Here is a 25374-nt window from a genome sequence, read left to right as displayed (position 1 = left end):
TGACCGGCCGCTGCCGTCATGAGGAGAGGCCGCCCGTCAGCGTCGGCAGGTCGAGCGGGCGGAAGCCGTAATGGGCGAGCCAGCGCACGTCAGCCTCGAAGAAGGGGCGCAGGTCCGGCATGCCGTATTTCAGCATGGCGATCCGGTCGATGCCCATACCCCAGGCGAAGCCCTGATAGACCTCGGGGTCGAGCCCGCAATTCCTGAGCACGTTCGGGTGGACCATGCCGCAGCCGAGTATCTCCAGCCAGTCGTCGCCCTCGCCGAAGCGGATTTCACCGCCCTTGCGCGAGCACTGGATGTCGACCTCCATCGAGGGCTCGGTGAAGGGGAAGAAGGACGGGCGGAAGCGCATCTTCACGTCGTCGATCTCGAAGAACGACTTGCAGAACTCTTCCAGGATCCACTTGAGGTGGCCGAGATTGGCGGACTTGTCGATGACGAGCCCCTCCACCTGATGGAACATCGGCGTGTGGGTCTGGTCGGAATCGTTGCGATAGGTCCGGCCCGGGCAGATCACGCGGATCGGCGGCTGCTGCGCCAGCATGGTGCGGACCTGGACCGGCGAGGTGTGGGTGCGCAGCAGCTTGCGCTCGCCATTGGCGTCGGGCGCGAAGAAGAAGGTGTCGTGCATCTCGCGGGCGGGATGGCCGACCGGGAAGTTCAGCTTGGTGAAGTTGAGATCGTCGGTCTCAACATCCGGGCCTTCCGCGATGGCGAAGCCCATGTCGCCGAAGATCGCGGTGATCTCGTCGATGACCTGGCTGATCGGATGGATGCGGCCGCGCGCCTCCGGACCGTCCTGCACCGGCAGCGAGATATCGACACGCTCGGAAGCGAGCCGGGCTTCGAGAGCCGCCTCGCCCAAAGCTTCCTTACGGGCGGCGATGGCGCCCTGCACGCGATCGCGCAGGCCGTTGATCTGCGGGCCCTTCTCCTTGCGCTCGTCCGGCGTCATTCCGCCCAAGGTCTTGAGCAGGCCCGAGATCGAGCCGGACTTGCCGAGGGCGCCGATGCGCACATCCTCGATGGCGGCTTCATCGGCGGCAGAATCGATCGCGGCGAGGACGTCGCGTTCCAGGGTGGCGATATCGGTCATGAATTCAGTCGCAAGCGTTTGAAGGCGTGGGAACGGGCGCGTTCTAGCGGGAACGGCCGGCATATGCCAGAGCGAAGCGACGCTTTGCCGGACCAACCGGCACAGCCGACGCCGAAGCAGGAGGCTGCCTTGCCCGACAATACCCGCCAGAAGGAATCGCCCTCTTACCGGATGGCCGCGCTCGACCCGGATTTTATCCTCGGCGATTCGATGCGCGGCGCGCGCTTCATGCTGGAATACCAGAAGGCGGAAGACAGCCTGAGAGCGCGCGGCGTCGTCTCGACCATCGTCGTTTTCGGCTCGGCGCGGGTGCGCGAGGGCAATCCTTGGTACGAGGCCGCCCGCACCTTCGGCCGGATCGCGTCCGAGCGCGGCGGCGCGCTGCGCGACGGCGAGGCCGGGCGCCATCACGTCATCGCCACCGGCGGCGGTCCCGGCATCATGGAAGCCGCCAATCGCGGCGCGACCGAAGCCGGCGCGATCTCGATCGGCTTCAACATCACCCTGCCGCACGAGCAGGAGCCGAATGCCTGGTCGACCCCGGACCTGACCTTCCTGTTCCACTATTTCGCGATGCGGAAGATGCATCTGGCGATGCGCGCGGCAGCGCTGGTCGTCTTCCCCGGCGGCTTCGGCACGCTCGACGAACTCTTCGAGATCATGACGCTGGTCCAGACCGGCAAGATGGGGCCGGTGCCGATCGTGCTCTACGATTCCGGCTACTGGAAGGGCCTGCTCAATCTCGACCAGATGGCGGCGGCGGGCTTCATCCGGCCCGACGACCTGAAGCTGTTCAGCTATGTGGATTCGCCTGAGGAGGCCTATGACCGGATCGTCGAAGGCGCCGGCGAAGGCTGGAACCCGCCGAAGAACGGCAGCGTACAGACCTGATCCCAAAGAAAAAGGCCGGCGTCACCGCCAGCCTTTTCCAATTCAGCACTGCAAGGCTGCTCAGGCAGTGTTTGTCACGCAGCCTTGGCCTCGGCGCCCAGCACGCCCTTGACCGTCTCGACAACCGCAGCGAACGAGGCTGCATCGTCGATGGCCATGGCCGACAGGGTCTTGCGGTCCAGTTCGATGCCCGACTTGATCAGGCCGCCGATGAAGACCGAATAGGTCAGGCCGTGCTCGCGCACCGCAGCGTTGAGACGCTGGATCCAGAGCGCGCGGAACGAGCGCTTCTTGTTCTTGCGGTCGCGATAGGCGTACTGCATCGAGCGATCGACGGCCGCCTTTGCAGCGCGGATCGTATTCTTGCGGCGGCCATAGAAGCCCTTGGCGGCCTTGAACGTCTTCTTGTGCTTGGCGTGGGCGGTAACGCCCCGTTTCACGCGAGCCATGTCATGATCTCCGGAATGTCAGGTGGCGTCAGCCGTTGGGGAGGAAGAACTTCTTCACGTTGGCAGCATCGCCCTCGAAGAGGGTCGTGGTGCCGCGGTGATTGCGGATCTGCTTGTTGGTCCGCTTGATCATCCCGTGACGCTTGCCGGCCTGGGCGTAGAGCACCTTGCCGGTACCGGTGATCTTGAACCGCTTTTTGGCGGCCGATTTGGTCTTGATCTTGGGCATTTCAGCTCCTCAATGGTCGAGGCTTCGCGTCTTTGAGAACGCGTTGCCAATGTCTTGCTTTCAGGAAGCAAAGCACGACCGCCACGGCAGCCCTTATCAGCCGGGCGATCGAAGGCCGGGCCTATCGCAGAAAACGGCCGCTATTGCAAGTGCGAAGCCGGCAATGCCGCACCAGGTTTCCCCGCTCCGCCTCTCAGGCGGCTTCGCAGACCAGCGTTTCGCTTCGCGCGCCGAGCAGGCGGCTGTAGCCGATGAGCACGACCAGCAGCGCGGCGACACCGGCACCGACCGAGATCCAGAAGCCGCTCTGGGCACCATGGGCGTCGATCAGGATGCCCGCGGCGGAGGCGCCGGCAGCCATCCCGATATTGATGCCGGTGATCGCCCAGGTCATGCCTTCGGTGAGCTGGCGCGCCGGCACCAGCCGCTCGATCAGGCCCATGGCGATGATGATCGTCGGCGAGACCGCCGCGCCGGCCATGAAGAAGACCAGCGCCAGCGAGTAGAGCCCGGTCACGGCCAGCAGCGGCAAGGTCGTCGCCGCCGCCAGCGCGATCGCCGCGAGGAACTGCATGGCGAGCGACGCCTTGAGCCGCAATGCCCCGAAGACGAGGCCGACGATCAGTGAACCGGCCGCATAGACCGCCAGAGGCAGGCTCGCGGCGGCCTTCTGTCCCTGCGCTTCCGCAAAAGCGACGGCAGTGATCTCGGCCGTGCCGAAGATCGCGCCGATCGCGATCATCACGAGCACGACGATCTGGACGCCGCCGACGCGGATGACCGAAGTGTCCGTGCCGGCGACATACGCGCGAACCGGCGGCTCGGTGCGCCGCTGCGCACAAAGCAAGGGCACGCCAACGACGAGGAAGATCAGGGCGGCAAGCGGCCCGGCCTCGGGAAACAGGCCGACGCTCAAACCGATCGCCAGGATCGGCCCGACGATGAAGATGACCTCGTCGACCACCGATTCGAAGGCGAAGGCCGTGCGCAATTGCGGGGTATCGCGATAGAACTCGGTCCAGCGCGCCCTGACCATCGCGCCTATGCTCGGCATCAGGCCGGCCAGCAACGCGAAGACGAAGAGCAGCCAGCTCGGCGCGCCTGTCCAGGTGGCGACCATGAGGCCGCTCAAGGCGAGCGCGCCGCCGGCGGCGGCCGGCAACAGCACGCGGCGCTGGCCGTAGCGATCGACGAGGCGCGAGACCTGCGGCGTGATCAGCGCGCTGGCGAGCGCGAAGGTCGCCGCCACCGCACCTGCGATCGCATATTCGCCGCGCCGCTCCGACAGCATGGTGACAATGCCGAGACTGACCATGGAGGCCGGCAGGCGGGCGATGAAGCCGGCCCCGGAGAAGGCGAAGGCGCCGGGCGCCTGGAAGATTTCGCGATAGGGGTTAGGCATGGCTCGGACCGTGATTGCGGACATACGCCGCGTATGTGAGTGAATGCGTAATTGCATACGCCCCGTATGTCAATTAACATACGAGGCGTATGTGATGGGGATGCGATGGCCCGCAGACTTCGTGCCGACATGATCGCGGAAACCCGCGCCAGCCTGATCGCCGCGGCCCGCGAGGCGTTCGGCACAGTGGGTTATGCGGCCGCCTCGATGGACGAGATGACGGCGGCGGCCGGGCTGACGCGCGGCGCGCTCTATCACCATTTCGGCGACAAGAAGGGGCTGTTCGCGGCCGTCATCGACCAGATCGATGCGGAAATGACGGTCAGGCTGCGCGCCGTCTCAGCCAGGGCCGGCGATCGCTGGACCGGCTTCCGCGACGAATGCGCCGCCTATCTCGCCATGGCGCTGGAGCCGGAGATGCAGCGCATCATGCTGCGCGACGGCCCGGCCGTGCTCGGCGATCCCTGGAGCTGGCCGATCCAGAACGACTGCATCCGGATGATGGCCGGAAGCCTCGACTCGCTCATCGCCGAGGGCGTGCTGGCGCCGCTCGATCCGGAGGCGGTGGCGACACTGATCTTTGGCGCGACCCAGCATGCGGCGCAGTGGATCGCGCATGCGCCCGATCCGGAGGCTGCGCTCGAAGGGGCTACCGAGGCCTTCGACGCGATGCTCGACGGGCTGCTGAGAAAAGCGACATGAAAAAGGGCGCCAGCGGCGCCCTTTTTCTCGATCTGTTAGGGATCGCGGGTGACGCGCCTCAACGGGGCGCGAGCACCATCACCATCTGGCGGCCTTCGAGCTGCCAGTCGCTCTCGACCTTGGCGATCTCGGCGGTATCGACCTTGACGCGCTCCAGCACCTTCACGCCGAGGTCCTGGTGCGCCATCTCACGGCCGCGGAAGCGCAGGGTGACCTTCACCTTGTCGCCTTCCTCGAAGAAGCCGTGCATGGCCTTCATCTTCACGTCGTAGTCGTGCTTGTCGATGCCGGGACGCAGCTTGATTTCCTTGATCTCGATGGTGCGCTGCTTCTTGCGCGCCTCCGAGGCCTTCTTCTGCTCGAGAAAGCGGAAGCGACCGTAATCGAGGATCTTGCAGACCGGCGGAACGGAATTCGGGGCGATCTCGACGAGGTCGAGGCCGGCATCCTCGGCAAGCTTCAGCGCATCGAAAAAGGACACGACGCCACGGTTGGCGCCGGTATCGTCGATGAGCTGAACCTCGCGAACTCCGCGGATATCGCGGTTCGAGCGGGGACCTTCCTTGGTCGGGGTCGGGGCAGCGCGGTAGGGACGACGAATGGGGGTATTCTCCTGTACTTGGCGCGCTTCGCGCCGTTGTTGCAGACACATTGCACAAAGACGGGCGATGTCAATGCATGACACCGCTGCGGCAGCCATCTCCCACTGTGGAAGCGGGTCAGCGCTCCAGCAACGCGCAATAGACGTCGAGGGTTTCCGCGACCATCGCTTCCAGCGAGAAATGCCGCTCGACATGAACCCGTGCCCGCCGCGCCAGCGCATCGCGGGCGGAAGGGCGCAGAGCCAGTGCCTCGTTCAAGCCGGCCGCTAGCGCCGCGGCATCGCCGGGAGGCACATGCCAGCCGGTACGCTCGCCGGGTTGAACCTGCGGCGGCGCCAGCACGGTTTCCGGCACGGCGCCGAGATCCGAGACCACGACGGGCGTACCCATCGCCTGCGCTTCGACCGCGACGCGGCCGAAGGCTTCCGGATCGGTCGACGGCACCGCGACGACCGCCGCCGAGAGCATCGCCGCCGGCATGTCCGAGCAATGGCCGACGCGCTTGACGCGGCCTTCCAGCCCGGCCTTGGCGATCAGGGCGTCGAGTTCCTTGACGTAACCGTCCCTGCCCTGCGCATCGCCGGCGAGGATAAAGGCCGTGTCGGTGTCACCGCCGTCGCGCATGATGCGCGCGGCCTCGATCAGGACGCGCTGGCCCTTCCAGTTGGTCAGGCGGCCGGGCAGCAGCACGATGCGCTGGTGAGGCTCGACGCCCCAGGCCTTGCGCAGGGCCTGCACCCGCTCGGCACCGACCGCAGCCGGTGCGAAGGCCGAGAAATTGGTGCCGCGATTGACGACCCGGACGCGATCGCCCGCCACCGGATGCTTCGCCTGGATCAGACCGGCCGTATAGACGGAGTTGGCGATCACGACGTCGCCGCGCGCCATCACCGAATTATAGAGCGTCTTCACCGCCGAGCGGCTGTTATAGGAGCCGTGATAGGTGGTGACGAAGGGCAGCTTCAGCAGCCGCGCCGCGCCGAGCGCGACCCAGGCCGGCGCGCGCGAGCGGGCATGGATCAGCTCCACCCCCTCCTGCTTGCAGAGCCGCGCGAGCTTGCGGATGTTGAAAAGCATCGCGACCGGGTTCTTGGACGCCGCCGGAAACGGCAGCCAGACCCCGCCCTTGGCCTGCAATTCGGCAACGAGGCGCCCGCCTTCGGTCGCGACCAGCGCGCGGGCACCGGCATCGGTCAGCCCCTTGGCGATGTCGACGGCAGTGCGCTCGGCCCCGCCTGCTTCCAGCTCGGGAATGATCTGCAGGATCGTCCGCCCCGCCAGCGGATGCGTTTCGGTCGAAGGCAGAGAAAGATGGGCACCCGGCTTGAAGGACATTCGCTCTCGGTCTGGAATTTCTTTAACGGGGCGAATATGCCCCCATCGGTTGACTGCCGCAGCCTCTAATCGCCGCGGCCAGATGATTCGCCACAGGAGATTTGCCTTGGAGCGCCAGCCGCCGCAATGGCTTGAGGTCGGAGACGGGCTTTCAAAGCGCCGCCTCGCCTATCTCCTGCAGGAGGGAACCGGCGCGCCGGTGGTCTGGCTCGGCGGCTTCCGGTCCGACATGCGCGCGACCAAGGCCGAAGCGCTGGCCGAATGGGCGCGCGACGCAGGCCGGACCTGCCTACGCTTCGACTATGGCGGCCATGGCGAGAGCGACGGCGACTTCGGCAGTTTCACCCTGTCGGACTGGCTCGGCGACGCGCTCGCGGTGATCGAAAGCCAATGTCGCCAGCGCCCGATCCTGGTGGGGTCGTCGATGGGCGGCTGGATCGCCCTGCTCGCGGCCCGCAAGCTGTTCGGCTCGGCCTTGCAGCCGGCCGGGCTCGTGCTGATCGCGCCCGCCGTCGACTTCTCCGAGGACCTGATGTGGGCGCAGATGCCCGATTCGATCCGCCGGACGATCATGGAAGAAGGCGTCTGGCAGCGGCCTTCGGAATACTCTCCCGAGCCGACGCCGATCACCCGCGCCCTGATCGAGGATGGGCGCCGGCATCTGATGTTCGGCGGCGAGATCAAGGCCGGCTGCCCCGTGCATATCCTGCAGGGCATGCGCGACCCTGACGTGCCGTGGCGCCGGGCGCTGAAGCTCGTCGAGCATCTCAGCGGCGATCCCGTCGTCCTGACCTTGATCAAGGACGGCGATCACCGCCTGTCCACGCCGGACGATATCGTGAGGTTGCAGTCGGCCGTCGCCGGGATGGCGACCGCGCTCTGAGAACCGGGCTGGCCAGCGTCAGTGGACGCTGACCATCCGCAGGTCATGCTCCCAGGCATTGGCCGTGGCGGCCTCGCGCGAATCCGTCACGAGGATCGGCGCGCCGTCGGCCGAGAGCAGGGTGAAGAGCTGCAAGCCGGACTCGATCTTGGGAGCCTGCGGGAAAATCCGCATCAGCTCGTCCGAGCTCATCGACTTGAGATAGGCGACCTCGCCGGTGCCGAGCGCGGCGAATTCCGCAGGGGTCAGCGGGTTGATCTGGATGAGATTCCTGTCCTGTTTCATCGCGCCCTCCTTCAGAGCAGTGCGAATGCGGTTCTGATACTGCGCCTTCAATTATGAACAGATGCGAAAACCGCTGGCGCATCCTTCAAAGCTGGACGGGTCCCCGCCCTCTACTCCCGGCTCATGATATCGATACGCCGGATGAGCCGTTCCGGTTCCGGCCTGACCAGATCAATCGCGAGCAGACCGTTCGACAGATCGGCGCCGAGGACCTGCATGCCGTCGGCCAGCAGGAAGCTGCGCTGGAACTGACGGGCGGCGATGCCGCGGTGCAGGAACTGGCGATTCTTGTCGTCGCTCTGGCGGCCGCGGATCGTCAGCTGGTTCTCTTCCAGCGTGATCTCCAGCTGCTCGCGCGCGAAGCCCGCGACGGCCAGCGTGATGCGCAGACGATCGGGCTCGTCCTCCGTCCGGGGTAGCCGCTCGATATTGTAGGGCGGGTAACCCTCGCTCGCGCCCTTGGCGACACGATCGAGCGCACGCTCGATATCGTCGAAGCCGAGCAGGAACGGGTGGGACAGGCTAGGTGGACGCGTCATCGCTTCAGGCCCTCGAAAGGCGCCTCATGAACATCGGGACCCGCCGCCGGGCAGCATCCCGCAGGCGAAAGGCGAACCCTTCCGCTTGGACAAGATATGGCGAAGCGCGAAGGCCGCTTCAAGGGGCGGCACTGAGCCGGCGAACCCGCGGGGCGGTATGTTCCGACGATGTCCGGAGGAAGAATGGTACAGCCACCCCGGCTTGAACGGGGGACCTCTAGATCCACAATCTAGCGCTCTAACCAACTGAGCTATGGCTGCCCAAACACAGGCTTCGCGACCGGCCGCCGTGGCGGGGGTCGTCAGCGGCGCGGACCCTAGTGCCGACTCCCCGCTTTTGCAACCGCGTAATTCAACTCCGGCTACGGAATTTCGGCGCCACCTTCGCAAGCACCGTAATGCGCCGCTCGATCAGTCCTTGCGCAGGGCGGCGTTGGCGGCGCGCGCCAGCTCCTTGAGGTGCTCGGCATAGGATTCGTAGCTGCGCCGCACCGCCTTGGCCTGCAGCGCGATCGCCTCGGAGGCGCTGTTGCTGCGAGCGAGCGTCTGCGCATCGCCCAGCGTCGCTTCCAGCTCGGCGCAGGCATGGTCGAGCATGCGGGCCTGCAAGGCACCGAAGGCGCGCGCCATGGTCAGAGCCTGGCTCATCGCCGTTTCCGTCATGACGGCAGCCGCCTCGGGCGGGCGCGGCAAAGGCAGCGAATCGAGGGAGGCGGGCTGCGGAGGCGGCGCCTTGGCAACCGGTGCGAGAGCAGGCGCGGGTTCCACAGGCTTCGCGACAGATGCAACCGGCGCAGCCGCGACAGGCGCAGGCTTGGCGACGACTGGCTTGGCGGGCGCCGCTTCGGCGACTGCCGGCTTGATCGGCGCAGGCTTCGCGGCCGCGGGGGCGGACACCGCCGGGACGGGCTTGGGCACCGCTGCCGCAGGTTTGGCTGCCTTCGCGGCGACCTTAGGCCCGGCAACCTTCGCCGCTGGCTTCTCGACTCGGACTTTGCCCGGCGCCACCTTCTTCGGGGCGCTGCTGAGGGCGGGCTTGCTGACGGGATCCGGCTTGGCCGCGGCGGCAGGAGCCGGCGACGGCGCGGGGGCCGCAACCTTCACAGGCGAGGGCTTGGCAGGCGCGGCGGCAACGGGTTGCGCGGGGACCTTCGGCTTCTCGGGTGCCGCGGCGGATGGCGGCGTCGCGGCGGGCGCGGACGTCAGCGCCTTCACCGGGGACAGGCTGACCGGAACCTTGGACTTGGTCCGGGTCGGAGCAGGCTTGACCATGACAGCTCTCCTTCAGCGGCAAACAGCGAAGGCCGGACACAGGGTCCGGCCAAAAGCGATGGCGGCGCCATGCGGCGCCGAATCAGTCTCGGCTCAGCGGCCCTTGGTCGCCTTGCTGACGGTCTCGGCGGCCTTGGTCGCGGCGTCCTGCGCGGCGGTGCCGAGGTCCTTGAGCTGACCCTGGAGCGCGGCGACCTGCGACTTCAGGAAGTCGGACTGATGCTGCATCACCTCGGTCAGATCCTTCGACTTCACCAGCTTCTGGGCGAAATCGAACGCGGCCGCGACATTGTTCTCGGCATAGGCGATGGCCTTGCGGGTCGCGTCCTGGGTGTTGGCGCGGGCGCTCTCGGCCGAGCCGTGGGCATTGTCCACAGCCTTATGGGCAGCGCCCATGAAGCCGTCGAACGCCTTGCGGGCCTGCTCGACGCTGCGCTCGGCGAACTCGCGCATTTCGGTGGGCACTTCATAAGGCAGCTTGCCGTTCATCGAATCCTCCTGTGGTGTGGTGATCCATCCCTAGATCATTGTGCACTGCAATATCATTGTTGCAGCGCAATGACAACAGCGTGACAATCGGCCACGATGGCCATGTTAACGCTGTTTCGATGAGAAGCGGGAGAGCGATCTTCGGTTCCATGGATTTGCCGCCGTTTGGGGTCTATTAAGGCTTTGTTAGGCATAACGGGCACGGATCAAACGAGCAGGCGGGCATGAGCGAAGCCGGAGAGGACTGGGCGAAGTGGAGCGTGGCGGCGGCTGAAGACGCCGCCCTTGCATCCTTTGCCGCCGGCGGCGCCCTGCTGCTGTGGGACCCGGCCACTGAGAAGCCCCATTTCGTCAATGCGGCAGCCGAAGCCCTTCTCGGTGGGCAAGCGAGCCTGCCGGCACCGACCCGGCAACGCCTGAACATGCTGGCTGGCGGCCTGGCCTCGGCCAATGGCATCCGCCTGGAACGCCTGCGTCTGACCGCGAGCTTCGCCGCGGTGCCGGTCACCTGCGGCAGCAAGCTGGTTTCGCTCGCCGACGGATGCACCGCGCTCGCCATCGCCGTGCAGGCTTCCGAATTGCGCCGTCTCGGCATCACGGTTCCGCAGGCAGCCCAGGCCGAGCCTGCCCCCGCCGCCGTTGCGGCGCCCGTCGAGGCTCCTCCCCGCGACGAGGCCCCCTCGCCCGTCAAGCCGGCCATGGTGCGCTTCCTCTGGCAGAGCGACCGCGACGGCCGGCTGACCAAGCTCTCCGACAACATCGCCAGCCTCACCGGACAGGCGGCGGCCGGGCTGATCGGCCAGCGCTGGCAGGACCTGCTCGGCTCCGCCTTCGCCGACAGCGACGGCGGGCTGACCGAGCGATTCGCCAAGGCCGCGACCTGGAGCGGCCACAGCGTGCTCTGGCGCACCGATTCGCCCGGAGAGGCCGCGCCGGTCGAGCTGTCCGGCGTGCCAGTGCTCGATGCGACGCGCCAGCTTGCCGGCTTCCGCGGCTTCGGCATCGCCCGGCTCAACGAGCGCTGTCCTTTCCCGGCGGTCGAGGCGGAAGCCGCAGCGCCGGATAGCGATATCGCGGCGGAAGGGGAGCTCGCTCCGGCAGTGGCCGAGGCGGTTCGGGACGACGCTGCGCAGCCAGCGATCGATCTTGCCGCCATGGACGAAACTGTCCCGGCAGCCCCGCCCATCGGAGAGGATACGAGCACGCTCGCACCGTCCGCCGGAGAGAATCAGGAAGACCTGACGATCGACGAGCCTGAAACGGGCGACCTGCCGGATCTGGCCGAGGATGACGAGGAGGCCGACGAAGCCACCGCGTCGACCGATCTCGACCAAACCCAGGAGGAAGCTGCGGCGGAGCCGGCTCCCGAAGCGCCTGCCCTGCCCGAGCCCGAGCCCGATTCGCCGCCCGGCAAGATCGTGCCGCTGCGCAACGGCCATCTGACAGCGATCCGGCCGGTGCTCGAACCGTCAAAATCGCATCTGAGCTCGGCCGAGCGCAACGCCTTCCGCGAGATCGCCAAGGCGCTGGGCGCCAGGCTTGCCGGCGATGACGAGCCGAGCGCGCCGCGCCTGCCGCCGGTCGCGCCGCTGCAGGTCAAGGAAAGGGAAGAGGCCCCGGCTGCGAAGGTTGCCGCGGAGTCGGAGCCAGGCCTTGCGCCTGCCCGGCAACGCAACTCGCATGCCGACGTGCTCGACCGTTTGCCGATCGCCGTTCTCGTCAATCGCGGCGACGAGGCGCTTTATGCCAACCGCACGCTGCTCGAATTGCTGGATTATGCTGACCTCGCCGACCTGAAGGCGGGCGGCAACGTCAGCCGCCTGATCAAGGAGGCCGCCCGCACCGATGGCGGCACGATGACGCTGATCGATCGGCTCGGCCATCTGGTCCATGTCGATGCCGTGCTGTCGAGCGTAAGCTGGCAGGACGAGCCGGCGACGCTGATGGCCTTCCGCCGCCCCAGCGAGGATGGCAGCGAAGCAAAGGAGCTGACGCCGGAAGAGGCGGAGGAAGCCGAGCTCGCGGCCGAATTCGCGGCGGAAGAAGCCGAGTCGGCGGCACGGGTCGAGGCGCTCAGGCTCGATGCCGATGCGCGCGATGCCCGTATCGGCGAGCTCACCGCCATGCTGGACACCGCGACCGACGGCGTCGTCACCGTCGACGATCGCGGCCGCATCCTCTCGCTGAACAAGGCGGGCGAGGCGCTGTTCGGCTATGACCAGCGCGAGGTCACCGGCGAATTGTTCACCCTGCTCTTCGCCGGCGAGAGCCATGCGCCCGCGCTCGACTATCTCGAAGGCTTGAAGGGCGGCGGCGTCGCCTCGGTGCTCAACGACGGGCGCGAGGTGCAGGGCCGCGTGCGCCAAGGCGGCAAGATCGCGCTTTTCATGACCATGGGCCAGATCGCCCATGGCAGCGAGCCGCGCTTCTGCGCCGTGCTGCGCGACCTGACCGCCTGGAAGAAGACCGAGGGCGAGCTGGTCGAAGCCCGCAAGGCGGCGGAGACGGCGAGCGCCCAGAAATCCGACGTGCTCGCCAAGATCAGCCACGAGATCCGCACCCCTCTCAACGCGATCATCGGCTTCGCCGAGGTGATGGCCGAGGAGCGTTTCGGGCCGATCGCCAACGAGCGCTACAAGGAATACCTGCGCGACATCCATCAGTCGGGCGGCTACGTTATCAGCCTCGTTAACGACCTGCTCGACCTCGCCAAGATCGAGGCCGGCAAGCTCGATCTCGACTTCGTCAGCGTCAACCTGAACGACATTGCGCTCTCGACGGTGTCGCTGCTCCAGCCGGAGGCGCAGCGTGGCCGCGTCGTCCTGCGCTCGGGGCTCTCGCCGAAGCTGCCTCCGGTCGTCGCCGACGAGCGCTCGATCCGCCAGATCGCGATCAACCTGCTGTCCAACGCGGTGAAGTTCACCGATGCCGGCGGGCAGGTCATCATCTCGACGGCGCTCGGCGACCAGGGCGAGGCGATCCTCAGGGTGCGCGACACCGGCATCGGCATGGACGATGACGAGCTCAGGCTCGCGCTCGAACCCTTCCGGCAGGTGCCGACGACGCGCCGTGCCGGCGGCACGGGCCTCGGCCTGCCATTGACCAAGGCGCTGGTCGAAGCCAACCGCGCCGCGATGGCGATCACCAGCGTCAAGAAAGAGGGCACGCTGGTCGAGATCACCTTCCCGCCGCAGCGGGTGCTGGCGAGCTGAGCGAACAGCGATGCTGATACGAAAAAGCCCGGAGCGGATGCCCCGGGCTTTTTCATTTGGTCAGAGCAGCGTCCCGGTCAGGATCAGCGCCGCCACGCCGAAATAGATTACCAGGCCGGTGACATCGACCAGCGTCGCGACGAAGGGCGCCGAGGCGCTGGCGGGGTCGAAGCCGAGCCGTTTTAGCGCGAAGGGCAGCATCGAACCCGCGAGCGAGCCGAAGGTGACGATGCCGACCAGCGCGCCGCCGACGGTCGCCGCGATCAGGATCCAGTGCGGCCCGTAATCGTAGAGGCCGAGCCATTGCCACGCGATGATCCGGACGACGCCGATCAGGCCGAGAATGCTGCCGAGGGTCAGGCCGGTCGGCAGTTCGCGCAGCGCGATCCGCCACCAGTCCTTCAGCGTGACCTCGCGCAGCGCCAGCGCCCGGATGATCAGCGAGGTCGCCTGCGAGCCGGAATTGCCGCCCGAGCTCATGATGAGCGGAATGAAGAGCGTCAGCACGAGCGCCTTCTCCAGCTCGCCCTCGAAGAACTGCATGACGGAGGCCGTCAGCATCTCGCCGACCAGCAGGATCGAGAGCCAGCCGGCGCGTTTGCGGATCATCGCGAGGAAGCCGATCTCGTTATAGGGCTGGTCGAGCGCCTCCATGCCGCCGAGCTTCTGCACGTCCTCGGTCGTCTCGGCGATCATCGCGTCGATGACGTCGTCGAAGGTGACGATGCCGATGACCTGTTCGTCCGCGTCGACGACGGGAACGGACAGCAGATCGTATTTGGTGATGAGGCGGGCGACCTCCTCGCGATCGATCTCGGCGGTGACGCAGATCGGCTTGTGCGCCGGCACGACCGACTCGACCGGAGCCTCCGGGTCACCGCTGATCAGGCGACGCAGCGAAACGGCACGCACCAGCTTGCGGGTGACGGAATCGAGCACATAGATCGCGTAGACCGTCTCACGCGAGCGCTCGACGCGGCGGATATGGTCGAGCGTCTGCTGCACCGTCCAGTTCGAGGGCACGCTGACGAACTCGGTCGTCATGATCGAGCCAGCGCTGTGTTCGGGATAGGCCAGCAGCTTCTTGAGGTCGGACCGGGTCTGGCGGTCGATGCGGCCGCTCAGCCGTTGTCGAACCTCCTCGTCGAACTCCTGGAAGACGTCGGCCGCACGATCCGCCGACATGGCGGAGAGCAGCGCACCGGCGCGTCGGTCCGGCAGCAGCGCCAAGGCTTCGGCGGCGGCAGTGAATTCGGGCTGGTCGAGCACCTCGACGGCGCGCTCGAACGGCAGTTCCGCCAGGACATGCGCGATGGTCGCGTCGTCCTGGTCGTTCAACGTCTCGACGATGTCGGCGACGTGTTCCTGCGCCAGCGTCTGGGCCAGCGTCACGGCAAGGAGGTCCGTGGTGGCGGCGGTATCATTCATGGCTCTGTTCCTTGCGATCGGGCCGTCGTGGCCGGATCGCAGGCGAGCCGGGGGACCCGGTCAGGCGCGCGAGACGGCGGCGGACGGCTTCGACTGTCGGCTGGGACTGTCGCTTGGCATCGGGTCGGGGTTTCCTGTGAGCAGCCGGCCGCAGAGGCCGGAAGCAGGAGGCCAATGCACCCGCAAGGCGCGCGCGTCAAACGGTTTTTTGCTCCGCATCCGACGATGATTGGCATTGGCCGATGCAACGCGCTCGGCCTATTGTCGCCGCGACGCACCGGCCCCTGCCGGAGGCGTTCCCATTCGCTCTCTCTCGCCGGATCCCGCCGATGTCCCTGACCATCTATGGCTGTTACCGCTCGCGCGCGACGCGCGTCGTCTGGCTCGCCAACGAGCTCGGCCTGCCCTTCAACCATGTGCCGGTGATCCAGGCCTATCGCCTGCCCGATCCCAACGCGCCGGGCGTGCCGCTGCATACCCGCAGCGCCGATTTCCTGAAGATCAACCCGAACGGCCATATCCCGAGCATCGACGATAACGGCTTCAAGCTGCACGAATCGCTGGCGATCAACCTCTACCTCGCGCGCAAGCATGGCGGCCCGCTCGCGCCCAAGGACGCGCAGGAGGAAGGGCTGGCGGTAATGTGGTCGCTCTGGGCCGCGACCGAATGCGAGACCCATGCGCTCAACCTGCAGTTCCACCTTGCGGCCTATCCGCCGGAGAAGCGCAAGCCGGAGCTGGTCGAGGCTGCTCTCGCCGCCCTGCCCGGCCCGTTCGCCGTGCTCGACAAGACGCTGGCCGAGAACGGCGGCTACGTGATGGGCAACCGCTTCACCGTCGCCGACATCAATGTCGCGGAGATCATCCGCTACGCGAAGCCCGCCACCCAGCTCTTCGATGCCGCGCCGCGCGTGAAGGCCTGGCTCGACGCCTGCCATGCGCGCCCGGCCTTCCAGGCGATGTGGCAAGCGCGCGACGCCGAAGCCGCCTGAGCGGATCGACGCCAGCAGAATACGGGTGGCCGGGTCTTGTCCGGCCACCTACTGACGCGGGATGACCCGGCCAAAGAGCAGAGCTTCCGCCATGACACAGCCAACACCCACTCCCGCGCTGCGCATGGGTCCGCTCGAATGGCTCCTGCTGATCATCCTATCGGTCCTGTGGGGCGGCTCGTTCTTCTTCAACAAGCTCACCGTCGCGGAATGGCCGCCTTTCGCGGTGGTGCAGGTACGCGTCGGCCTCGCTGCGATGGCGCTGCTTCTGGCCGTACGCATCGCCGGGCAGTCGATGGCAGTCGGACGCGAGCTCTGGCTCGCCTTCTTCGGCATGGGCATCCTCAATAACCTGATCCCGTTCAGCCTGTTTCTCTGGGGCCAGCAGCAGATCGCGAGCGGGCTCGCCTCGATCCTGAACGCGACGACACCTATCTTCGCGGTGCTGGTGATGCATTGCTTCGGCAACGAGAAGGCGACCGGCCTGAAGCTCGGCGGCGTGCTGGCCGGCCTAGTCGGCGTCGCCATCTTGATGGGGCCGGACGCGATCAGCGGCCTCGGCTTCAACCTGGCGGCGCAGATCGCCTGCATCCTCGCCGCGGTCTCCTACGCCTTCTCCGGACTGCTCGGCCGGCGCTTCCGCGGGGTGTCGCCGCTGGTCGCCGCAACGGGCCAGCTTTCGGCCTCGACGCTGATGATGATCCCGATCGTCTTCGTGATGCACCCGCCCTGGACGCTGCCGGTGCCGTCCCAGCAAGCCCTGCTCGCGCTCGTCGGACTGGCGCTGATCTCGACGGCGCTGGCCTATCTGCTGTTCTTCCGGATCATGCGCACGGCCGGGCCGAGCAATGTCATGCTCGTCACCTTCCTGATTCCCGTCAGCGCGATCCTGCTCGGCTCGAGCCTTCTGGGCGAAGCCCTGCTGCCGCGCCATTTCGCCGGCATGGCGGCGATCTTCGTCGGACTCGCCCTCATCGACGGCCGCATCATGCGAATCGCCCGGACCAATCCCGCCCCGACCGCCTGATCTTGCGCCCCGCAGCATCGGGCAGCTGTCCGGGACCTAAGGACGGCTCAGCCGAAAGGCTTTGTTGTCAAAAGATTATGAATTTCTGTAAGGTCGACACCTTGGCCGGAACCGCTATTGGCGACGGCCACCGATAGAGATATCGCGGCAAGCGATACACGGGACAGGGGACGGCTCATGGATGTGCGGCAACTGCGATGTTTCATCGCGGTAGCAGAAGAGCTGCATTTCGGCCGGGCGGCCGAGCGGCTCGGCATCGCGCCTCCGGCGCTGTCGCGCCAGATCAGCACCCTCGAAGACGAACTCGGCGTCGCCCTCCTGACCCGCACCACCCGGCAGGTCGCGATGACGCGCGCCGGGCTGATCATGCTCGAAGAAGCCAAGGGCATCCTCGTCAAGATGGAGCACGCCTCGCGCGCCGTGCGCGAAGCCTCGCTCTCCTCCGGCAAGGTGCTGCGCGTCGGGGCTATCGACGCGGCCTCGTCGAGCTTCGTGCCCGAGGCGCTGATGGCCTTCCGCGCCCGGTTCCCGGGCATCGAGATCAAGTTCGTCGAGGCGATCACCACCGCCCTGATCCAGATGCTGGAAGCGGGCAAGCTCGACATGGCGCTCACCCGCCCGCCGCGAAAGCCGACCGATTGCGCCTTCGAGATCCTGCGTGTCGAGCGCCCGGTCGTGGTGCTCAACGAGAATCACCCGCTTGCCGCGCGCGAGCACCTCACCATGCTGGACCTCGTCGGCGAGCCCTTCGTCGTGCCCTCCAAGCGCCTCCGGCCCTATGCCTATGATCTGGTCATGGCCTATTTCGAGAGCGTCGGCGCGGTCCCGAACGTCACGATCGAGGCGACCGAGAAGCCGGCGATGATGTCGGCGGTCGCCGCCGGGCTCGGCATGGCACTCGCGCCGGACTGGGTCTCCCGCCTCTCCTTCCCCGGCGTGACGATGCGGCGCCTGCGCGGCGCGATGCTCGATCCGCCGCCGCCGGGCGCCCTTATCGGCGTCTCCTGGCGCCCCCAGCAGAAGCTGCCGTCGCGCGACGATTTCCTCGCGATCCTCCGGGATAGCGTGACGCTGCTCGATGAGCGCCACATCCTGCCTTTCGCCCTACCAAAAACGCAGAAACGGACCGCCCGCACCGGGTCGCCAGTCGGAGGAGCCTGATGAGTTTGAACCAGATAGAGCGGGCCCAGGGCCTGCGCGTGCGATCGACGCAGGATTTGGCTGGCGGCCTGTTCATGATGTTGCTCGCGCTCGGCGCCTTCGTGTTCTCCTGGGAATTGCCGGCCGGTACGCTGCGCCAGCTCGGGCCAGGCATGCTGCCCAAGGCCTTCGCAGTGATCTGCGGCGCGCTCGGCCTGATGCTGGCGCTGGCCTCGCTGCGCTATAACGGCGAGAAGCTCTCGGGCTGGTCCTGGAAGGGCATCTTCTTCGCTCTGGGCGGTGCCTGCCTGTTCGGCCTGACCATCCGCGGCTTCGAATTCGGCCCGATCCGCCTTCCGGCGCTGGGTCTGCTCGTTTCCGGCCCGCTCCTCATCTTCTTCTCCGGTCTCGCCGCCGATGACCGCAAGATCAAGGAATTGCTGATCTTCGCTATCGCGATGTCGGCGGCCTGCATCCTGCTGTTCAAATACGCGCTGTCGCTGCCGATCCCGCTCGCGCCCTGGCTGCTGGGGATCTGACCGATGGATATGTTTTCCAATCTCGCGCTGGGCTTTGGCGTCGCGCTCACCCTCAAGAACATCGCGCTCTGCTTCGCCGGCTGCCTCGTCGGCACGCTGATCGGCGTCTTGCCCGGCGTCGGGCCGATCGCGACGATCTCGATCCTGCTGCCGATCACCTTCGGGCTCGACCCGACCGGCGCGTTGATCATGCTGGCCGGCATCTATTACGGCGCACAGTACGGCGGCTCGACCACGGCGATCCTGGTCAATATTCCCGGCGAGGCGACCTCGGTCGTCACCACGCTGGACGGACACCAGATGGCGAAGCAGGGCCGCGCCGGCGTCGCGCTCGGCACGGCCGCGATGGGCTCCTTCTTCGCCGGCTGCGTCGCGACCCTGATCATCGCCGCGCTCGGCGCGCCCCTGACCAAGATGGCGCTGCTCTTCGGCCCAGCCGAGTATTTCTCGCTGATGGTGATGGGCCTGTGCTTCGCGGTCGTTCTGGCACGCGGCTCGATCCTCAAGGCCTTCTGCATGATCATGCTCGGCCTGCTGTTCTCGACCGTCGGCACCGATCTCGAGACCGGCCAGGAACGCCTGACCTTCGGCATAGCCTCGCTCTCGGACGGTATCGACTTCTCGGTGCTGGCGATGGGCGTGTTCGGCTTCGCCGAAGTGCTGCGCAATCTCGAAAGCCCGGAGGCGCGCGACGTGGTCAAGGGCAAGATCGGCCGGCTGCTGCCGGGCTGGGCGGACATCAAGCAGGCGATCGCACCCGTGCTGCGCGGCACGGCGGTGGGCGGCATCCTCGGCATCCTGCCCGGCAACGGCGCGGTGCTCGGCCCCTTCGCCAGCTACACCATGGAAAAGAAGCTCGCGAAGGACCCCTCCCGCTTCGGCAAGGGCGCCATCGAGGGCGTGGCAGGGCCGGAATCGGCCAACAACGCCGGCGCGCAGACCGCCTTCATCCCGCTGCTCACGCTCGGCATCCCGCCGAATGCTGTGATGGCTCTGATGGTCGGCGCGATGACGATCCACGGCATCATCCCCGGCCCTCAGGTCATGACCCGCAATCCCGAGCTCTTCTGGGGCATGATCGCCTCGATGTGGGTCGGCAACCTGATGCTGCTGGTCATCAACCTGCCGCTGGTCGGCCTGTGGGTGCGGCTGCTGCAGGTGCCCTACCGGCTGATGTTCCCGGCGATCCTGATCTTCTGCTGCATCGGCATCTACTCGGTGAACAACCAGCCGCTCGACGTCGCCTTCACGGCGCTGTTCGGCCTGTTCGGCTACCTCTTGATCAAGCTCGGCTTCGAGCCGGCGCCGATGCTGCTCGGCTTCGTGCTGGGCAAGCTGATGGAGGAAAAGCTCCGTCAGGCGCTGATCATCTCGCGCGGCTCGTTCTGGACCTTCGTCGAGCGGCCGATCTCGGCCGGATTGCTGCTGGTGGCCGTAGCCGTGCTCACCATCGCCCTGCTGCCGTCGATCTCAAAGAAGCGCGAGGAAGCCTTCACCGAATGACGGGGTTGCCGCCCCGGCGGCGGCCCCCCAGTTTCATCTCAAGCCAATCTCAGGGAGGAATACACATGAAGAAGCTCGTTCTCGGCCTTGCCGCCGCCGCCACGCTGGCCTTTGCCGGCAGTGCACAGGCGCAGGCCTACCCGACGAAGCCCGTCACCATGATCGTGCCCTTCGCGGCCGGCGGGCCGACCGACATCATCGCCCGCATCGTCGCCGACCATATGTCGAAGACGCTCGGCCAACAGATCGTGATCGAGAACGTCGCCGGCGCCGGCGGCACCACCGGTATCACCCGCGCGGTGACGGCCGCGCCCGACGGCTACACCATCGCGATGGGGCATCTGGGCACCTTCTCGGCGGCGCCCGCCACCTATCCGGGTCTCAAATACGACCCGATCAACGGCATGCAGACGATCGGTCTGGCCGGCGGCACGCCGATCCTGATCGTCGCCCGCAAGAACCTCGAGGCGCCTGATCTCAAGGCCTTCGTCGCCGCCGTGAAGGCCAATCCGGACAAGTTCAACGAAGCCCATGCCGGCCTCGGCTCGGTCTCCTGGACGACCTGCACCCTGCTCAAGGGCATCCTTGGCACGCCGAAGATCAACGCCGTCGCCTATCGCGGCACCGGCCCGGCGCTCAACGACCTCGTCTCCGGCCAGGTCGACTTCATGTGCGACCAGATCGTCTCGGTCGCCGAGCAGGTCCGCGCCAACACGATCAAGGCCTATGCGGTCGCCTCGGCCCAGCGCTCTCCGGCCCTGCCCGACGTGCCCACCACCAAGGAAGCGGGCCTGCCCGATTACCAGATCGAGGCCTGGAACGGCATCGCCGGTCCGAAGGGCATGCCCAAGGAGGCCGTGGACAAGCTGGTCGACGCGCTGAACAAGGCGCTCAACGACGAGGGCACCAAGAAGCGCCTGCTCGATCTCGGCACCGTGCTGCCGACGGCCGAGGAGCGGACGCCTGCCGGCTTCGCCGCGCTGATCAAGCGTGACGCCGACAAGCTGACGCCTGCGCTCTCGGCCGCGCCGAAGCAGTAAGCTTCCAGCGTACTCAGACGTCGATACGGCGGGCCCTTACGGGCCCGCCGTTTTCGTTTCCGATATGGCCTCACAGGACAAGCGCCTGGGCCCGGCTTTCGTCATGACCCGCCAAGCCATTGTTTCGATGAGCTTTTCTAAGGCTCGTTTCGAACCATTAACATCTCGTGACCGGATTTCCGGGAACCGTTCCCGCGCGCTTTGGTTGTCATCGCCGAAGATTAGCTTCGAAAGGAGACATCCCATGTTGAAGAAGCTTGCTCTCGTTGCCGCCCTGACCATCACCCCGGCGGTCGCTTTCGCCCAGAGCCAGCCCTCGGGCGGCGCGGTCGGCGGCGCGACCAGTGGTGCTGCGGCCGGCGCGGTCGGCGGCGCGGTGGTCGGCGGTCCCGTGGGCGCCGTGGTCGGCGGTGTCGGCGGTGCCGTGGTCGGCGCGATCGTCGGCGATGCGGCCGAGCCGCGCTTCCGCACCTATGTCGTCGAGCAGCGCGTGCCGTCCTACACCTATGCCGAGCCGGTCGCGGTCGGCACGGTCCTGCCGCAGCAGGGCGTCGTCTACCATCAGCTGCCGGCGGACTACGCGCCGAACGCCTCGAACTATCGCTACACGGTCGTGAACGACCGCACCGTGATCGTCGAGCCGCAGACCCGCCGCATCGTCCAGATCATCGAATGATCCGGCGCCTCGATTCAGGCGGCACCTGAATCGGTTGGAAAGCCCGCCCTTCACGGGGCGGGCTTTCTGTCGTCTGGAGATCGCGGGGTGTCAGCGAGTGCCGAACATGCGGTCGCCGGCATCGCCGAGACCGGGGACGATATAGCCGTGATCGTTCAGCCGCTCATCGATCGCCGCCGTCCAGATGCGGACATCGGGATGGGCACCACGCAGGCGCGCAATGCCTTCGGGCGACGCCAAAAGGCAAACGAAGCGCAGATCCTTGGCGCCACGCTCCTTCAGGCGCTCGACCGCCGCGACGGCGGAATTCGCCGTCGCCAGCATCGGGTCCATCACCACGATCATGCGGTCCGCGATATCGGAGGGCGCCTTGAAGTAATACTCGACGGCCTGGAGCGTGTCGGGATCGCGATAGAGCCCGATATGAGCGACGCGGGCGGCCGGGACGAGCTCCAGCATGCCGTCGAGGAAGCCGACGCCGGCGCGCAGGATCGGGGCGAAGACCATCTTCTTGCCGGAGATGACCGGCTGCATCGACTTCTGCAGCGGCGTCTCGATCTCGATCAGCTCGGTCGGCAGGTCGCGCGTCACCTCGTAGCAGAGCAGCATGCCGATCTCGTTGAGGAGCTGGCGGAAGCTCTTGGTGGAGCGATCCTTCTCGCGCATCAGCGTGAGCTTGTGCTGGACCAGTGGATGGTCGACGACGGTGACGCCGTCCTGGCTCGAAGTCATACGCCGGTTACCCCTCTATCTCTCGGACCTTGCTCTCGAACCTTTGGCTTACCGTCAAAATACCGTGCCATCGCTGACGATGGTCAAGGGCGGACCGCCATCCACACGCTTTTCGCGTGCGATCCGGCGTCCGGCCGCCCAGGTCCCGCCTTCGAGCACCTTGGCGAGCGGCAATTCCTCGCGCGAGCGGCCGAGCCGCTGGCGGATGAGCGTGCCGACCTCGTCGAGCAGGGCGACGGTGAGCGCCCGCCATTCCACCACGAGCGGCGACGAGACCTCATGCGCCTTCGTCCGGTCCGCCTCGTCCTTCAGCGCGATGACGCCGCTGTCGAGGAAGAGCCCGCCATTGCGATATTCCGGCAGGCCGGTCATCTCGTCGATATCGACCACGGCGGTGCCGGCCCATTCCAGCGGCTCGATCAGCGAATAGGTTAGCCATTGCGAGAGCTTGTGGAAGGGTACGAGCCCTTCCGTCGGCTTGCCCGGCGCGATCAGCGGATGGCGCCAGGTGTCGCCGAGCGCGACGCCGGCCAATGTCAGGCGCGAGGGCCAGATGCCGCCGAAGGTGCCGAGCACTTCGCCGAGCATATGCGGCGCCCGCAGCGTGCCGGTCTCGGCCGCGACAGCGAAGCGATCGAACAGCGCGCCGGGCCGCGACAAGCTTTGCTTTTCAAGTTCCTCGCCGAGGCGGTTGAGCAGGGCGGCGCGGCCTTCGAGCGCGAGCAGCAGATTGTCCGGCCCGGCCTGGAAGCCGCGCGCCAGCGCCGCCGCATCGAGCCGCTTCAATCCGGCCGCATCGGCTTGCAAGGGCTTGGCGGGATCGCTGGAGAACAGGCCCGCGGCGAACATGTCGAGCGAGGCGAGCGCCAATCCTTCCGAGCGGCCGATCTTGCGGCCGGTCGCGGCATCGCGATAGCGCCAGTCCGGGCCGGCGCCGGCATCGAGCAGGACGCTGACGATGGCGAGATCATAGGCGGCGCGGCCGCGCGCTGCGGGATTGGCGAAGCCGGCGGCCTTGTCGAGCTTCTGCCAGCGATCCTCGCCATCGACCGTGAAATGGCGCCAGCGCGCGTGGAAAGGAATGTCGAGCGTCGGATAGTTCGCGCGGATCGTCTCCAGCACATACTCGGCGCAGGCCTCGAGCCGCTCGGGATGAACGCTGAAATGCAGGAGCTGGCCGGCGAGCCCGAGCTCCAGCATCTCCTGCGCGCGCTCGCGCACGGCCGTGGGTTTCAACAGGGCGCGGAACGCCTCGGGATCGCGGTCGGGCATCATCAACTCAGGCAGGCGTGACGGAATCAGAACTTGTCGAGGTCGCGGCCGACCGTCGATTTCAGCGCGTTGTCGCCGGGCGCGCCATCGGGCGAGTAATAACCCGCGGCCTTCTTGGCCTCGATCTCGACGGAGGCATCGGGCGGGATCAATTCGGGCGGGATCGCGACGCGCTCGCCGATGGTGATGCCGCTTTCGACCATGGCGTCGTATTTCATGTTCGACATCGACATCAGGCGGTCGATATGGGTGACGCCAAGCCAGTGCAGCACATCCGGCATGAGCTGCTGGAAGCGGGCATCCTGCACGCCGGCGACGCATTCGGTGCGCTCGAAATAGGTCGCGGCGGAATCGCCGCCCTCCTGCCGTTTGCGGGCATTGTAGACGAGGAACTTAGTGACCTCGCCGAGCGCCCGGCCCTCCTTGCGGTTGTAGACGATGAGGCCGACGCCACCACTCTGGGCTTCCTTCACGCATTCCTCGATGCCATGCGTGAGATAGGGCCGGCAGGTGCAGATGTCGGAGCCGAACACGTCCGAGCCGTTGCACTCGTCATGGACGCGACAGGCGATGCGCGTCTTCGGGTCGGCAAGCCGCGAGGCCTCGCCCATGACGTAAGCCGTGATCGAGCCGATCGGCGGCAGGAAGACCTTGAGGTCCGGCCGCGTCACCAGTTCGGGATACATGCCGCCGGTCTGCTCGAAGAGCGTGCGGCGCAGATCGCTCTCGGTCGTGCCGAAGCGCTCGGCGATGCCCGGCAGGTACCAGACCGGATCGACCGCGATCTTGGTGACGCTGATATCGCCTGAACTGTGCAGGATATGGCCGTCCGCGGCGAGGCGATGCGCGCCCATCGCCGCGAGAATCTCGGGCAGGTTGAGCCTGGCCTTGGTGATCGCGATCGAGGGGCGGATATCGATGCCCTCGCCGATCAACCGGCCGAAATCCTGCGCGACGGTGTGCCCGAACGGATCGAGCGAGACGATCTTCTTCGGGTCGGCCCATTGCGGCTGGGGTGCGATCTCCGCCGTCGGATAGGTGTTGGTCAGGTCCGGGCGCTGCTGCGGGTTCATCGCGCGGGCCGAGATCGCCAGCGCCCGATAGACCGAATAGGAGCCGCCATGGGCGCCGATGACGTTGCGGTCGGCCGGGTTGGTCGTCGAGGCGATGATCGGGCCGCGCTCAGCGGCTGTGGCGGCGCCCCATCGGATGGGGAAGCGCGCGGCGGCGCTGCCCGGCTCGGGATGGGAGGTCAGCCTGATATGGCCGTTGCGGTTCGGCGCGTTCATCGCGGTCACGTCCTGAAACGGAAAAGGGCCCCGGACGGGGATCGTCCGGGGCCCTCTGGACCTCATGAAGTCTGAACCAGCGCGGTGGCGCCGTCAATCGCCTTAGAAAACAGCGAGATAGCGCAGCAGCGAGATGATGCCGATCACGATCACGATGATCTGGACGACGTTCTTGATCTGCCCGTCGAGCGGCAGCATCCGCACGAGGTAGAGCACGAGGCCGATGACGAGAACGGTGATCAGCAGCGAAATCAGAATGGACATGCTTTCAGCCCTTTGTCTCGGCCGGTAGCCGGCCCCCCGGAGCCCAGCCGCGACGCATTCGCGGCCTGTCAGCCCCGGCGAAA

26 protein-coding genes and 1 tRNA gene are annotated in these 25374 nt (G+C 66.8%); 11 read left to right on the top strand and 16 right to left on the bottom strand.

Features of this window, described 5'->3' with window-relative positions:
- Window positions 1-16: 16 nt before the first annotated feature.
- A complete protein-coding gene (pheS, locus tag NUV79_RS07905; RefSeq protein WP_257732519.1) occupies window positions 17-1099 on the bottom strand; it encodes a phenylalanine--tRNA ligase subunit alpha in 1083 nt (360 codons plus the stop codon).
- Window positions 1100-1270: 171 nt separating this feature from the next.
- Here pheS and NUV79_RS07900 point away from each other — a divergent pair, with 171 nt between their 5' ends.
- Window positions 1271-1990: an LOG family protein gene (locus NUV79_RS07900; protein WP_257732593.1), complete on the top strand. Its 720-nt coding sequence runs from the start codon at window positions 1271-1273 to the stop codon at window positions 1988-1990.
- A 74-nt stretch (window positions 1991-2064) separates the two neighbouring features.
- On the opposite strand, the gene rplT is transcribed toward NUV79_RS07900, so the two are convergent.
- From rplT to NUV79_RS07885, 3 genes are all read right to left on the bottom strand, one after another.
- The gene (gene rplT, locus NUV79_RS07895) at window positions 2065-2439 is read right to left on the bottom strand and encodes a 50S ribosomal protein L20 (protein WP_047575636.1); all 375 of its coding nucleotides are present in this window, start codon (window positions 2437-2439) and stop codon (window positions 2065-2067) included.
- Window positions 2440-2467: 28 nt separating this feature from the next.
- Window positions 2468-2668 (bottom strand): 50S ribosomal protein L35, encoded by a 201-nt coding sequence (gene rpmI / locus NUV79_RS07890; RefSeq protein ID WP_047575639.1) that lies wholly within the window; start codon window positions 2666-2668, stop codon window positions 2468-2470.
- 193 nt (window positions 2669-2861) lie between these two features.
- On the bottom strand, window positions 2862-4070 hold the full coding sequence (locus NUV79_RS07885) for an MFS transporter (protein WP_257732518.1): 1209 nt from the start codon (window positions 4068-4070) through the stop codon (window positions 2862-2864).
- A gap of 105 nt (window positions 4071-4175) precedes the next feature.
- Here NUV79_RS07885 and NUV79_RS07880 point away from each other — a divergent pair, with 105 nt between their 5' ends.
- Window positions 4176-4772 carry a TetR/AcrR family transcriptional regulator gene (locus tag NUV79_RS07880; RefSeq protein ID WP_257732517.1) on the top strand — a complete coding sequence of 199 codons (597 nt, stop codon included), beginning with the start codon at window positions 4176-4178 and terminating at the stop codon, window positions 4770-4772.
- A gap of 58 nt (window positions 4773-4830) precedes the next feature.
- On the opposite strand, the gene infC is transcribed toward NUV79_RS07880, so the two are convergent.
- On the bottom strand, window positions 4831-5424 hold the full coding sequence (gene infC / locus NUV79_RS07875) for a translation initiation factor IF-3 (protein ID WP_257732516.1): 594 nt from the start codon (window positions 5422-5424) through the stop codon (window positions 4831-4833).
- 67 nt (window positions 5425-5491) lie between these two features.
- A complete protein-coding gene (locus NUV79_RS07870; protein ID WP_257732515.1) occupies window positions 5492-6709 on the bottom strand; it encodes a glycosyltransferase family 4 protein in 1218 nt (405 codons plus the stop codon).
- Window positions 6710-6815: 106 nt separating this feature from the next.
- On the opposite strand from NUV79_RS07870, the gene NUV79_RS07865 reads away from it, so the two are divergent.
- On the top strand, window positions 6816-7592 hold the full coding sequence (locus tag NUV79_RS07865) for an alpha/beta hydrolase (protein WP_257732514.1): 777 nt from the start codon (window positions 6816-6818) through the stop codon (window positions 7590-7592).
- A gap of 18 nt (window positions 7593-7610) precedes the next feature.
- Here the strand turns inward: NUV79_RS07865 and NUV79_RS07860 are convergent, their stop codons facing one another.
- From NUV79_RS07860 to NUV79_RS07840, 5 genes are all read right to left on the bottom strand, one after another.
- Complete coding sequence (locus NUV79_RS07860) at window positions 7611-7877, bottom strand: BQ00720 family protein (protein ID WP_257732513.1); 267 nt, start codon at window positions 7875-7877, stop codon at window positions 7611-7613.
- 110 nt (window positions 7878-7987) lie between these two features.
- The gene (locus NUV79_RS07855; protein WP_257732512.1) at window positions 7988-8416 is read right to left on the bottom strand and encodes an Hsp20 family protein; all 429 of its coding nucleotides are present in this window, start codon (window positions 8414-8416) and stop codon (window positions 7988-7990) included.
- Between the two features lie 184 nt (window positions 8417-8600).
- Window positions 8601-8677, bottom strand: a tRNA-His gene (locus NUV79_RS07850).
- A 150-nt stretch (window positions 8678-8827) separates the two neighbouring features.
- The gene (locus tag NUV79_RS07845) at window positions 8828-9688 is read right to left on the bottom strand and encodes a phasin family protein (protein ID WP_257732511.1); all 861 of its coding nucleotides are present in this window, start codon (window positions 9686-9688) and stop codon (window positions 8828-8830) included.
- Window positions 9689-9781: 93 nt separating this feature from the next.
- Entirely contained in the window at window positions 9782-10177 is a 396-nt protein-coding gene (locus tag NUV79_RS07840) for a phasin (RefSeq protein ID WP_257732510.1), read from the bottom strand.
- Window positions 10178-10401: 224 nt separating this feature from the next.
- Between NUV79_RS07840 and NUV79_RS07835 the strand changes: the two genes are divergently transcribed.
- Window positions 10402-13389, top strand: a complete 2988-nt coding sequence (locus tag NUV79_RS07835; RefSeq protein WP_257732509.1) for a PAS domain-containing sensor histidine kinase — start codon at window positions 10402-10404, stop codon at window positions 13387-13389.
- Window positions 13390-13449: 60 nt separating this feature from the next.
- Here NUV79_RS07835 and mgtE read toward each other — a convergent pair whose 3' ends face one another.
- A complete protein-coding gene (mgtE, locus tag NUV79_RS07830) occupies window positions 13450-14817 on the bottom strand; it encodes a magnesium transporter (RefSeq protein ID WP_257732508.1) in 1368 nt (455 codons plus the stop codon).
- A 329-nt stretch (window positions 14818-15146) separates the two neighbouring features.
- Between mgtE and NUV79_RS07825 the strand changes: the two genes are divergently transcribed.
- The 7 genes from NUV79_RS07825 to NUV79_RS07795 all read left to right on the top strand — a co-directional run bounded on the left by NUV79_RS07825 (window position 15147) and on the right by NUV79_RS07795 (window position 21734).
- Window positions 15147-15809: a glutathione S-transferase family protein gene (locus NUV79_RS07825; protein ID WP_257732507.1), complete on the top strand. Its 663-nt coding sequence runs from the start codon at window positions 15147-15149 to the stop codon at window positions 15807-15809.
- Window positions 15810-15900: 91 nt separating this feature from the next.
- Window positions 15901-16836 (top strand): DMT family transporter, encoded by a 936-nt coding sequence (locus NUV79_RS07820; RefSeq protein ID WP_257732506.1) that lies wholly within the window; start codon window positions 15901-15903, stop codon window positions 16834-16836.
- Between the two features lie 177 nt (window positions 16837-17013).
- A complete protein-coding gene (locus tag NUV79_RS07815; RefSeq protein WP_257732505.1) occupies window positions 17014-17997 on the top strand; it encodes a LysR family transcriptional regulator in 984 nt (327 codons plus the stop codon).
- Entirely contained in the window at window positions 17997-18515 is a 519-nt protein-coding gene (locus tag NUV79_RS07810; RefSeq protein WP_257732504.1) for a tripartite tricarboxylate transporter TctB family protein, read from the top strand. Before NUV79_RS07815 ends, NUV79_RS07810 begins: the two co-directional genes overlap by 1 nt.
- 3 nt (window positions 18516-18518) lie before the next feature.
- Window positions 18519-20018, top strand: a complete 1500-nt coding sequence (locus tag NUV79_RS07805) for a tripartite tricarboxylate transporter permease (RefSeq protein ID WP_257732503.1) — start codon at window positions 18519-18521, stop codon at window positions 20016-20018.
- A gap of 65 nt (window positions 20019-20083) precedes the next feature.
- On the top strand, window positions 20084-21058 hold the full coding sequence (locus NUV79_RS07800) for a tripartite tricarboxylate transporter substrate-binding protein (protein ID WP_257732502.1): 975 nt from the start codon (window positions 20084-20086) through the stop codon (window positions 21056-21058).
- 244 nt (window positions 21059-21302) lie between these two features.
- On the top strand, window positions 21303-21734 hold the full coding sequence (locus NUV79_RS07795) for a DUF1236 domain-containing protein (protein WP_257732501.1): 432 nt from the start codon (window positions 21303-21305) through the stop codon (window positions 21732-21734).
- 90 nt (window positions 21735-21824) lie between these two features.
- Here NUV79_RS07795 and upp read toward each other — a convergent pair whose 3' ends face one another.
- The 4 genes from upp to NUV79_RS07775 form a co-directional block, all read right to left on the bottom strand.
- Window positions 21825-22466 (bottom strand): uracil phosphoribosyltransferase, encoded by a 642-nt coding sequence (upp, locus tag NUV79_RS07790; protein ID WP_257732500.1) that lies wholly within the window; start codon window positions 22464-22466, stop codon window positions 21825-21827.
- 54 nt (window positions 22467-22520) lie between these two features.
- A complete protein-coding gene (locus NUV79_RS07785; RefSeq protein WP_257732499.1) occupies window positions 22521-23738 on the bottom strand; it encodes a URC4/urg3 family protein in 1218 nt (405 codons plus the stop codon).
- Window positions 23739-23764: 26 nt separating this feature from the next.
- Window positions 23765-25027, bottom strand: coding sequence for a GTP cyclohydrolase II (locus NUV79_RS07780; RefSeq protein ID WP_257732498.1), 1263 nt, complete (start codon window positions 25025-25027; stop codon window positions 23765-23767).
- 102 nt (window positions 25028-25129) lie between these two features.
- A complete protein-coding gene (locus tag NUV79_RS07775) occupies window positions 25130-25291 on the bottom strand; it encodes a Thivi_2564 family membrane protein (protein ID WP_091855869.1) in 162 nt (53 codons plus the stop codon).
- Between the last annotated feature and the right edge of the window lie 83 nt (window positions 25292-25374).

The organism is Allobosea sp. 47.2.35 (assembly GCF_024655635.1).
GTDB lineage: Bacteria > Pseudomonadota > Alphaproteobacteria > Rhizobiales > Beijerinckiaceae > Allobosea.
Note: the sequence above shows the minus strand (reverse complement) of the source record. Positions and strands in the feature narration are given on the sequence as shown.